The organism is Kitasatospora sp. NPDC043950, assembly GCF_056435345.1.
Genome location: NZ_JBWKER010000060.1, coordinates 42,008 through 52,267 on the forward strand (window position 1 = coordinate 42,008; position 10,260 = coordinate 52,267).

The window sequence follows — 10,260 nt, forward strand, 5'->3', positions numbered from 1 at the left end:
CTCTTCTTCGGTACCTCCGGCCCGCCAGCAATCGTGCGGCAGGAGCCGCTTTTTTTCCCCCCCCCCCCCCCGTACGCCCCCGCCTTCCGCTCGGGACTGTCAGCGGCCCCCCCCGCCCCCCCGGCCGCCCGCCGAGCCGGGACTCGGCCCGTGGGTGACGCTCGGCAAGACCTTCAAGGGGCTGACCGAGCGGACGCTCGCCTGGCAGACCGCCGAGTTGCTCGCCCGGGAGACCGGGCGGGACGCCCGGACGGTGCCGGTCCGGCCGGAACTGGTCGTCGAGATCGCCTTCGACGGCCTCCAGCGCGGCCCCCGCTACCCCGCCGGGCTGGCCCTGCGGTTCGCCCGGGTGGTGCACTACCGGCCGGACAAGAGCGCCGCCGAGGCCGACACGGTGGCCTCCGCACGGGAGTTGGCCACCGCCGAAGGCTCTTGTGAGGCCGTCCGCGCGGCCTGGTCCGCCGACCCGTCCGGCGAAGTACCGCCGGTTGAAACGCATTGCGCCGCAATGGGGGTTCACACACAGGGGCCGAGTCAGCCATTCTCGATCCGGCCACCGTACCCCTCCGTGAACGGACCAGCGACGGCTAGGTTGACCGTGACAACGAGAGGCGGCCGCCGGGCAGCCGGCGCCGCCCTGGCGAAAGGTGCCCGACATGCAGGTGAGCGTCGACCGGGACCGTTGCTGTAGCTCCGGCATGTGCGTGATGAACGCCCCCGCGGTCTTCGACCAGGACGACCGGGACAGTCTCGTGAGACTCCGTCAGACCGTCCTGCTGCCCGAGCAGTTCGACGACGTCAGACTCGCCTCCGAGCTCTGCCCGGGCCGGGCGATCACCGTCACCGGGGACGAGCCCGCGCGGACCGGGGCCTGACGGACCCCCGCCGCCGGCCCCGCAGGCCGCGCCGGGAACCTTCCCGGGCCCCGAACCCCACGAGAACACCCGCGACGTGAGGAGACCCCCGCCTTGACCACCGCATCCACCACCCCCGTCCTCCCGCTGCCGGCCCGGCACTCCGGTGGCTGCCCGTTCGGCCCGCCGCCCGCGTACTCCGAGGCCGCCGCCACCGGGCCGGTGACCAGAGCCGAGCTGCCCGACGGCGACCTCTGCTGGCTGGTCACCGGCTTCGCCGAGGTCCGCACCGTGCTGTCCGACCGCCGGTTCAGTGCCGACATCCGCCACCCGGCCTTCCCGCTGCTGGTCGCCGGCGCTCGCGAGCTGATCACCGACAATCCGGACTTCCTGCGGCTGGACGACCCCGAGCACGCCCGCCAGCGCCGCATGATCACCGGGGAATTCCTGGTCAAGCGGGTGGAGGCGCTGCGCCCGGAGATCCAGCGGATCGTGGACGAGGCACTGGACCGGATGACCGCGGGCCGGACCACGGCCGACCTGGTCACCGACTTCGCGCTGCCGGTGCCCTCGCTGGTGATCTGCCTGCTGCTCGGCGTGCCGTACGAGGACCACGACCGCTTCCAGAACCTGAGCCGCACGATGCTCAGCCGGGAGAGCACCGTGGAGCAGCTCCGGGAGGCCCAGGAGGAGGTCCGGGACTACCTTCGCGACCTGACGGCCCGCAAGCGCGCACAACCGGAGGACGATGCCCTCAGCCGACTCGCGGCGCGGGACGACCTGACCCCGGACGACGTGGCCGGCATGGGCGTGCTGCTGCTGGTCGCCGGGCACGAGACGACCGCGAACATGATCTCGCTGTCGACCGCGCTGCTGCTGGAGCACCCCGAGCAGGTCCCCGGCCTGGCCGACCCGGCCACCCTGCCGGGCGCGGTGGAGGAGCTGTTGCGACTGCTGACCATCGTGCACACCGGCCTGCCCCGGGTGGCACTGGAGGACGTGGAGCTGGGCGGCGTCACCGTCCGGGCCGGGGAGGGCGTGATGGCGATGCTCTCCACCGCCAACCGGGACGAGGCGGTGTTCGGCGGCACCGGCCATCGGGCGACGGACGAGCTGGACCTGGACCGGGACGCCCGGCGGCACCTGGCGTTCGGCTTCGGCGTACACCAGTGCCTGGGCCAGCCGCTGGCCCGCGCCGAACTCCAGATCGCCCTGGAGACGCTGTTCCGCCGGCTGCCGGGGCTGCGGCTGACCGGCGAGCGCGAGTTCCGTACCGAGTCGTTCATCTACGGGATGCGGTCACTGCCCGTGGCTTGGTGAGCGGGGCCCAATGGAGAACTCTCGCTGGAGTACCAGGCGGAGCTGTCCGGGCGATCATGCGCGGAGCCAGATGACGAGAGCGGCTGCGGTGACGGTGCCGAGGTAGACGTATCCGCGCTTGTCGTATCGGGTTGCGACCGCTCGGGCGTGCTTGAGCTTGTTGATGGCCCGTTCGACGGTGTTGCGCTTCTTGTACCGCTTCTCGTCGAAGGCCGGTGGGCACCCGCCGCGTGAGCCTTTGCGCAGGCGGGCGGCCTGACCGTCCGCCTTCTCCGGGATCGTGTGCCGGATGCCGCGCCTGCGCAGGCAGGCGCGGCACGGGCCGCTGCTGTAGGCCTTGTCGGCGGCCACGCTGTCGGGCGTCTTCCGGGGCCTGCCCGGCCCTGTCCGCGGGACACGGATCTTCTCCAGTACCGGCGGACGCGTCGCCCAAGCGGTCCTGCTCGCCCTGACGGTCTTCATGATCAACCTGTTGACCGTCCAGGACCGGCTCCGCACCAGCAGCCCCGGGCTGACAGCGGCGAACAGCATCGAGGACCACGACGGCCTCACGCCCGCCCCCGCAGACTTCAACGGCCTGCCCCCGCCGCACAGCTGACGAACAACTCGCAGACACCCCGAAGTGGCCTACCCCACAAAGCCGTTGGCCCGCCGCTCGACGGCGGCTTCCGCACGACCGCAACAGCTCAGCCGGCCCCGAGAAAGCCCGCGCAGTCGCGTGATCTACGTCACGAAGCCCCATCGCCATCGCACGCCGCCTCGAACAGACCCGCCCAAAGCAGAAATCCCGCCCGACCGAATCGGTCGAGCGGGATCTCGTGACCACTCACGAATCAGACTCGTGAACAGTCGTTGGGTGGAGCTGAGGGGATTCGAACCCCTGACCCCCTCGATGCGAACGAGGTGCGCTACCGGACTGCGCCACAGCCCCAACGAGAAGAAACTCTAGCACCTTCCGGAGGGAGTCCGTGACCACCCCCGGCGATGCGGCGCTGGTCCGGGGGCCGGGGAGGTCACTCGTTGGCGGCGCGGGGGCGGGCCTCTGGGGCCGACGGTTCGGCGTACTGGTCGAACAGCGGGGTGTTGCGGGCGGACTCGGCGGGGCGGCCCGCGGTCCAGGTGCCGGGGGCCGTCAGGTCGAGACCGCGGGAGACCCGGGGGGCGACCGGCGCCGTGACGTACGTCGGCAGCGGGACGGGCACCGGCTCCCAGGAGTCCGGGCCGGCCGCGCCGCGCTCGCGCATGCCGTCGACCCACTCCTCGTGCTCGGTCGCCTCGGCCACCGCGGAGGCGGACGGCGCGGAGACGGCGGCCTCGCCGGGGTCGGCGGCCAGCCGCAGGTGCGGGCGGCGCCCGGCCCGCCCCTCGGCGGCCGGGGCCTGGGCACGAACCGGGGCCTGGGCCCGGACGTGGGCCTGGGTGTGGACCTGGGTGTGAGCCTGGGTGTCAACGGCCTCGGCCGGGACGCTCCGGGCCGCGGCGCGCTGCTGCTCGCGCTTGCGCAGCCGCTCGGCCGCCTGGGCGGCCCGGGCGCGGTCGAGCTTCACCTCGTAGCGCTGGCGCTCCAGCTTGCGCAGGTGGCCGATGTACAGGGTGAGGAGGATCGCCGGGACGGCCGGGACCCAGAGGAAGGCCAGTCCGGCCACCGCCGCGACCACGGCGCCGAGCGCGAAGGCCAGGAAGAGGGCGGTGACCATCCGACGCCGGCGGGCCAGCAGCCGGGCCCGGCGCTGCGCCCCGCCGTGCGGCGCGGAGCCCGGACGCTCTCCCCGGGCGCCCCGCTCGGGCGAGGACGAGGATGCGGGCGAGGACGCGGACGCGGACGCGGGCACCGGCGCGGGCGGAGGCTCGACGGAGGGCGGGGACTCGGGCCCCACGGCGGGCGGCGCGGAGTCCGCCGCGGGGTCGCCGGAGGCGGCCCCGTCCCGTCCGGGAGGGCCGTCGCTGCTGTGCTCGTCGTCACGCGGTTCGTCGCCCAGGGCCCGGGCTGCCCGCCGCTCCAGCCCCGAACGCCCGGCCAGCAGGCGGATGGCGGTGCTGAAGCGCTCCGTCGGGCGCGCCTCGTTGAGTTCGTCCTGCCTGCGGAGCCACATCGGCACCAGATAGGCGGCCCAGGCCCCTACGATGACGGCGTAGATAAGGCCGCTACTGCTCACGATCCACACCGTACGGGCGCCGGGAAGGCCTGGCAGCAATTTGGCTCGGCGTGTCGTGTGATCAAGCTGATTCTCCGACTATTTTGCCGGTATTTGTGCCAGTCCGCCGTCGCGACGATGCCATATCGATATTTGTTTCGAACATATATTCAATTACTTGACTCGTGACCTGAACTGATCGACCGCCAGCGTTCCAGCATCCCCTCCGGCACCTCCTCGGCGGTCAGCGCGTACACCAGGTGGTCCTGCCAGGCGCCGTCGATGTGGAGATAGCGCGGGCGGATTCCCTCCGAGCGGAAGCCGAGCTTTTCCACCACCCGGCGGCTCGGGCCGTTCTCCGGACGGATGCAGACCTCGATCCGGTGCAGGCCGAGGGTGCGGAAGCAGTGGTTGACGGAAAGCGCCACGGCCGTCGGCATGATGCCCCGGCCGGCCACCGCCTCGTCGATCCAGTACCCGACGTTCGCCGAGCACATCGAGCCCCAGGTGATGCCGCCCACGGTCAGCTGGCCGACCAGCTGGCCCTTGTAGAGCACGACGAAGGGCAGCATCCGCCCGGCCGAGCCCTCACCGCGCAGGAAGCGCACCATCTGCCGGAACGTCGGGCGCGGCCCGGCGGCCTGCCCGGCCGGACCGGGCGGGACGGTCGCCTCCCAGCGGCGCAGCCAGTCCCGGTTGCGGAGGCTGACCTCCTGCCACTCGCGCTGGTCGCGGGCCCGGATCGGGCGCAGCGCGACCTCCCCCTCGTGGAGTTCTACCGGCCAACCGGCGTTCAGTGCGTTCTCCCGGAAGCTGGTGCGTCCGGCCGGGGGTGGTCCCCGCCGCCGAGCTGGTCGACGGCGTGGACGAGCAGCGGTTCGAGGACGGCCAGGCCGTCCTTGACGCCGCCGGTCGAGCCCGGCAGGTTGACGATCAGGGTACGTCCGGCGAGCCCGGCCAGCCCGCGGGAGAGCGCCGAGGTCGGCACCTTCTCCCGGCCGTACGCGCGGATGGACTCGGCGATGCCGGGGACCTGCCGGTCGATCACCCGGGCGGTCATCTCCGGGGTGAGGTCCATCGGCGAGATGCCGGTACCGCCGGTGGTGAGCACGACGTCGTAGCCGGCCGCGACGGCCTCGCGCAGGACGGCCTCCACCGGCTCGCCGTCCGGGACGACCCGGGGGCCGTCGGCGGTGAAGCCCATCGCGGTCAGGCCGGCCACCAGCAGCGGGCCGCCCCTGTCCTCGTAGACGCCGGCCGAGGCCCGGTTGGACACGGTGACCGCAAGGGCCCTCATCCGCCCGGACCCCTCGGTGGTGAGCTCGCTCCGCCCGTTCACTCGCCCGCCTCCGGCGCGAACCAGTCGCCGCTCTTGCCGCCGGTCTTGCTGAGCACCCGGACGGACTCGATGGCGGCGCCCTTGTCCACGGCCTTGACCATGTCGATGACGGTGAGGCCGGCCACCGCGACGGCGGTCAGCGCCTCCATCTCGACGCCGGTGCGGTCGGCGGTCCTCACGGTGGCGGTGATCTCGACGGCGTCGTCCGCGACCGTGAGGTCCACCGTGACGCCGGAGACGGCGATGGGGTGGCAGAGCGGGATCAGGTCGGGGGTCTTCTTGGCGCCCATGATCCCGGCGATCCGGGCCACCGCGAGGGCGTCGCCCTTGGGCACGCCCTCGCCGCGCAGCAGCTCGACCACCTTCGGGGAGACCCGGACCCGGCCGGCCGCGACGGCGGTGCGCGCGGTGGTGGCCTTCTCGGAGACGTCGACCATCCGGGCCGCGCCCTGGTCGTCGACGTGGGTGAGGCGGTCGCCGGGGGGAGGTGTCGTCACGGGTGGCTCCAGGGGCACGCAGGTCGAATACCGCGCTACCGTACAGCTCCCCCGCCCCACCCCGTGGGAGGGGCCTGGTCCGCGAGACATGTCCTAGGAACCGAGCAGGACCACGTCGACCTCGCTGCCGGCGGGCAGGGCGGTGACGGCCTCGGGGACGGTGATCAGGCAGTTCGCCCGGGCCAGGGCGCCCATCAGGTGCGACTCGGCGCCGCCCACCGGCTCGACGGTGCCGTCCGCCGCCGAGTAGCGGCCGCGCAGGAACTGCTGGCGGCCGGCCGGGGAGCGCAGCGCCGCCGGGCAGAGCGCGCGGACCACCGGGCGGTGGACGTCGGCGGCGCCGAGCATGGTGCGGATGACCGGGCGGACGAACAGCTCGAAGGAGATGTAGGCGCTGACCGGGTTGCCGGGCAGGGCGAGCAGCGGCACGCCGGCCGGGCCGCCGATCCGGCCGAAGCCCTGCGGCTTGCCGGGCTGCATCCGCAGCCTGCGGAAGTCGACGCCGCCGTAGGACTCGAAGACCTCCTTGACCACGTCGTACGCGCCGACGCTGACCCCGCCGCTGGTGACGATCAGGTCCGCCCGGCCGAGCTGGTCCTCCAGGACGGCGCGCAGCCGGTCGGCCTGGTCCGGGACGGCGCCGACCCGGTAGGCGATGGCGCCGGCGTCCTGGGCGGCCGCGGTGAGGGTGAAGCTGTTGGAGTCGGAGATCTGCCCGGGGCCGACCGGCTCGCCGGGCTGGACCAGCTCGCTGCCGGTGGACAGCACTACGACCCGGGGGCGCGGGCGGACCCTGACGGTGGCGCGGCCGATCGCGGCGAGCAGGCCGAGCTGGGTGGGGCCGAGCCGGGTGCCGGCCCCCAGGACCTTGGTGCCGGCCGCGACGTCGCTGCCGCGGTGGCGGATGTGGGCGCCCTCGGCGACCGGGCGCAGGACGCGGACCTCCTCGTCCTCGACGGGCGCGGTCATCGCGTCGGCGGGCACCCCGGTGCCGGTGCCGCCGTCGGTCCACTCGACCGGGGCGACGGCCTGGGCGCCGGGCGGGACGGGGGCGCCGGTCATGATCCGGGCGGCCTGGCCGGGCCCGACCCGGGGCAGTTCGCCCGCACCGGCCGCGATGTCGCCGACGACGGCGAGCACCGAGGGGTACGGGTCGGTGGCGCCGGCGGTGTCGGCGGTGCGCACGGCGTAGCCGTCCATCGAGCTGTTGTCGAAGGGCGGCAGGTCACCGTCGGCGAGGACGTCCTCGTCGAGCCGGCAGCCCTGGGCGTCGAGCAGTTGCAGCTCGATGGCGGGCAGCGGGCCGACCGCGGCCAGGACGTCGGAGAGGTGTTCGTCCACCGTCCAGAGGCGGGGGGCCGCCGGTGCCGGGTCCGTGGTTCCGTCGCAGCAGGCTGCGGCGGATCCGGTGGTGTGTTGGGTGGACCCGGTCATCGGCGGCTCGCTCTCTGTCGTCGTGTCAGTCCTGCAGCTCGGAGGCGACGAACTCGCGCAGCCAGGAGCGGAACTCCGGGCCGAGGTCCTCGCGCTCGGAGGCCAGTCGGACGATAGCGCGCAGGTAGTCCGCGCGGTCGCCGGTGTCGTAGCGGCGGCCCTTGAAGAGCACGCCGTGGACCTGGCCGCCGGCCTCCGGCTCGCGGGTGGTCAGCTCGCGCAGGGCGTCGGTGAGCTGGATCTCGCCGCCGCGGCCGGGCGGGGTCTCCCGCAGCACGTCGAAGACCAGCGGGTCGAGGACGTAGCGGCCGATGACGGCGTAGTTCGAGGGGGCCTCGTTCGTCTCGGGCTTCTCGACCAGGTCGGTCACCTGGAAGACGTCCTCGCCGAAGCCGTTCGCCTTGACGGCGGCGCAGCCGTAGAGGTGGATCTGGGAGGGGTCGACCTCCATGAGGGCGACGACCGAGCCGCCGAGCTCCTGCTGGACCTCGATCATGCGGGCGAGCAGCGGGTCGCGCGGGTCGATCAGGTCGTCGCCGAGGAGGACGGCGAAGGGCTGGCCGGCCACGTGCTGCTCGGCGACCGAGACGGCGTGGCCGAGGCCCTTCGGGTCGCCCTGGCGGACGTAGTGCATGTTGGCCAGCTCGACGGATTCGCGGACCCGGCGCAGGCGGTCCTCGTCGCCCTTGCGGGCGAGCAGCTCCTCCAGCTCGTAGGCGCGGTCGAAGTGGTCCTCCAGGGCCCGCTTGTTACGGCCGGTGACCATCAGTATGTCGGACAGCCCCGCGGAGGAGGCCTCCTCGACGACGTACTGGATGGCCGGCTTGTCGACGACGGGCAGCATCTCCTTCGGAGTGGCCTTGGTTGCCGGGAGGAAGCGGGTGCCCAGTCCGGCCGCGGGTACCACGGCCTTGGTTACCGGGATTCGGGAGTTGGTCGTCGTCATGCGTTTACCTTACTCAGGCACGTTTTCGCCCGGCCGGGCGCGGTCGACGGCTAGGACAGCACGTCGCGGGGCCCGGCCACGGCGGCAGGCGTATGGGAATTGACCGGCTGGGCGAGGGGGTCCCCGCCGGCACAGGGCGACAGACTACCCGGCTTTCCCGAACGGTCACGCTCGGCAGTCGCGTTGGGCTGCGCACCGGCGGCGGGCGGGGCGGCCGGCCGCGCCGCCGACCGGTCGCCGGGGCCCGGGCGGACCCGCCAGCAGTCGCCGCCGGCCGCCCTGGCCTCGGCGAGCGCGCGGTCGGCGGCGCGCAGCAGCACGGCGGCGTGGGTGCCGTCCTCGGGCAGCACGGCGACGCCGACGGCGGCGGTGAGGCCGTTGCCGTGGGCCGGGCGGGACTCACGCGGGCCGGAGGACCAGTCGAGCAGCAGGTGCCGGCGGACCGACCAGACCAGGCGCTCGGCGACCTGCGCGGCGCCCTCGGCGCCGGTGTCCGGCAGCACCACCAGGAACTCCTCTCCGCTGTAGCGGCCGAGGGTGTCGGCACGGCGGATCTCCATCGCCAGCCGCTGGGCGAGGTCGCGCAGCACCGCGCCGGCGCGGCCGCGGCCGTGCTCGGCGACGACCGCGTCGAAGCCGGTGATCTCCAGCAGCAGCACGGCCAGCGGGCGCGGCCCTTCGGGCTGGTCGGTCCGCTCGGCGCGGCGGGCGCGCTCGATCTCGCGGTCCAGGGTGAGCTGCAGGTGGCGGTAGTTCCACACGCCGGTGAGCGGGTCGCAGGAGGCGGTGCGCTCCAGGTCGGCGCAGCGGGTCTCCAGTTCGGCGATCCGCTCGCGCAGCCGTTCCTGCCGGGCGGCGGCTTCGGCGCCGCCCCGGCGCAGCCGAAGCCCGAGCACGGTGGCGCCGGCCAGCGCGGGGGCGCTGAGCACGGCCAGGGCCTGGACCAGCAGCGGGGTGGACAATCGCGGCGCCCTTTCGCGTGTCAGGCTCTGCGCGTCGATGGCGCCGGCCGGCGGGACCGGTCGGCGGCACGGCTCGACGGCACAGAGTTGCGGAGGATCCGATGCACAACGAGAAGAGCGATCTGAGGACACGGCTGTTGACCCGGCGCCGCGCGCTCTCCGCCGAGGGGCGCGCGGAGGCCGCGCTCGCGCTGGCCGGGCACGCCGGGGAGCTGGCGGCGCCGGGCGCCACCGTGGCCGCGTACGTGTCGGTGGGCGCCGAGCCCGGGACCAGGCCGTTGCTGGACGCGCTGCGGGCGCGCGGGGTGCGGGTGCTGCTGCCGGTACTGCTGCCCGACAACGACCTGGACTGGGCCGCCTACCGGGGCCCGCAGGAGCTGGCCCCGGCCGGACGCGGGCTGCTGGAGCCGGTCGGCCCTCGGCTCGGCCCGGAGGCGGTCACGGAGGCCTCCGTGGTGCTGCTGCCGGGCCTGGCGGTGGACCGGCGGGGGCTGCGGCTGGGCCGCGGCGGCGGCAGCTACGACCGGGTGCTGGCCCGGCTGGGGCGGGCGGGCGCGCGGCCGGTGCTGGCGGTTCTGCTCTACGAGCACGAGCTGCTGGACGAGGTGCCGGCCGAACCGCACGACCGCCCGGTGGACCTGGCGGTCACGCCCGCCGGGCTGCGGAGGCTGGGGTGAGACGGCGGCGGGGGGGGGGGGGGGGGGGGGGGGGGGGGGGGGGGGGGGGGGGGGGGGGGGGGGGGGGGGGGGGGGGGGGGGGGGGGGGGGGGGGGG

Annotated in this window: 11 protein-coding genes, 1 tRNA gene and 2 pseudogenes; 5 read left to right on the forward strand and 9 right to left on the reverse strand. The window is 74.3% G+C overall.

Annotated features, from left to right (window positions below):
- Nucleotides 1–145: 145 nt before the first annotated feature.
- From AC07BF_RS31565 to AC07BF_RS31575, 3 genes and pseudogenes are all read left to right on the forward strand, one after another.
- Nucleotides 146–397: pseudogene (locus tag AC07BF_RS31565) on the forward strand (ATP dependent DNA ligase); the annotation flags it as partial.
- Nucleotides 398–707: 310 nt separating this feature from the next.
- Nucleotides 708–875, forward strand: a complete 168-nt coding sequence (locus tag AC07BF_RS31570; protein WP_478334250.1) for a ferredoxin — start codon at nucleotides 708–710, stop codon at nucleotides 873–875.
- A 93-nt stretch (nucleotides 876–968) separates the two neighbouring features.
- Entirely contained in the window at nucleotides 969–2,174 is a 1,206-nt protein-coding gene (locus tag AC07BF_RS31575; RefSeq protein ID WP_478334248.1) for a cytochrome P450, read from the forward strand.
- 54 nt (nucleotides 2,175–2,228) lie between these two features.
- Here the strand turns inward: AC07BF_RS31575 and AC07BF_RS31580 are convergent.
- Nucleotides 2,229–2,591: pseudogene (locus tag AC07BF_RS31580) on the reverse strand (transposase); the annotation flags it as partial.
- On the opposite strand from AC07BF_RS31580, the gene AC07BF_RS31585 reads away from it, so the two are divergent.
- Nucleotides 2,512–2,772 carry a hypothetical protein gene (locus AC07BF_RS31585; RefSeq protein ID WP_478334251.1) on the forward strand — a complete coding sequence of 87 codons (261 nt, stop codon included), beginning with the start codon at nucleotides 2,512–2,514 and terminating at the stop codon, nucleotides 2,770–2,772. The pseudogene AC07BF_RS31580 and the gene AC07BF_RS31585 sit on opposite strands and share 80 nt — an antisense overlap.
- 259 nt (nucleotides 2,773–3,031) lie before the next feature.
- Here AC07BF_RS31585 and AC07BF_RS31590 read toward each other — a convergent pair.
- The 8 genes from AC07BF_RS31590 to AC07BF_RS31625 all read right to left on the reverse strand — a co-directional run bounded on the left by AC07BF_RS31590 (nucleotide 3,032) and on the right by AC07BF_RS31625 (nucleotide 9,487).
- Nucleotides 3,032–3,105 (reverse strand) — tRNA-Ala (locus tag AC07BF_RS31590).
- Between the two features lie 82 nt (nucleotides 3,106–3,187).
- Nucleotides 3,188–4,330, reverse strand: a complete 1,143-nt coding sequence (sepX, locus tag AC07BF_RS31595; RefSeq protein ID WP_363585351.1) for a divisome protein SepX/GlpR — start codon at nucleotides 4,328–4,330, stop codon at nucleotides 3,188–3,190.
- A gap of 149 nt (nucleotides 4,331–4,479) precedes the next feature.
- Complete coding sequence (locus AC07BF_RS31600; protein ID WP_363630191.1) at nucleotides 4,480–5,106, reverse strand: GNAT family N-acetyltransferase; 627 nt, start codon at nucleotides 5,104–5,106, stop codon at nucleotides 4,480–4,482.
- Nucleotides 5,103–5,606, reverse strand: coding sequence for a MogA/MoaB family molybdenum cofactor biosynthesis protein (locus tag AC07BF_RS31605; protein WP_363619201.1), 504 nt, complete (start codon nucleotides 5,604–5,606; stop codon nucleotides 5,103–5,105). Before AC07BF_RS31605 ends, AC07BF_RS31600 begins: the two co-directional genes overlap by 4 nt.
- Before the next feature lie 38 nt (nucleotides 5,607–5,644).
- Nucleotides 5,645–6,085, reverse strand: coding sequence for a cyclic pyranopterin monophosphate synthase MoaC (gene moaC / locus AC07BF_RS31610; RefSeq protein ID WP_363585407.1), 441 nt, complete (start codon nucleotides 6,083–6,085; stop codon nucleotides 5,645–5,647).
- A 153-nt stretch (nucleotides 6,086–6,238) separates the two neighbouring features.
- On the reverse strand, nucleotides 6,239–7,579 hold the full coding sequence (gene glp, locus AC07BF_RS31615) for a molybdotransferase-like divisome protein Glp (protein WP_478334249.1): 1,341 nt from the start codon (nucleotides 7,577–7,579) through the stop codon (nucleotides 6,239–6,241).
- Between the two features lie 25 nt (nucleotides 7,580–7,604).
- Nucleotides 7,605–8,525: a UTP--glucose-1-phosphate uridylyltransferase GalU gene (galU, locus tag AC07BF_RS31620; RefSeq protein ID WP_363585354.1), complete on the reverse strand. Its 921-nt coding sequence runs from the start codon at nucleotides 8,523–8,525 to the stop codon at nucleotides 7,605–7,607.
- 50 nt (nucleotides 8,526–8,575) lie between these two features.
- Complete coding sequence (locus AC07BF_RS31625) at nucleotides 8,576–9,487, reverse strand: GGDEF domain-containing protein (protein WP_400809524.1); 912 nt, start codon at nucleotides 9,485–9,487, stop codon at nucleotides 8,576–8,578.
- A gap of 101 nt (nucleotides 9,488–9,588) precedes the next feature.
- Here AC07BF_RS31625 and AC07BF_RS31630 point away from each other — a divergent pair, with 101 nt between their 5' ends.
- Nucleotides 9,589–10,164, forward strand: a complete 576-nt coding sequence (locus tag AC07BF_RS31630; RefSeq protein ID WP_363585356.1) for a 5-formyltetrahydrofolate cyclo-ligase — start codon at nucleotides 9,589–9,591, stop codon at nucleotides 10,162–10,164.
- Nucleotides 10,165–10,260: the final 96 nt, after the last annotated feature.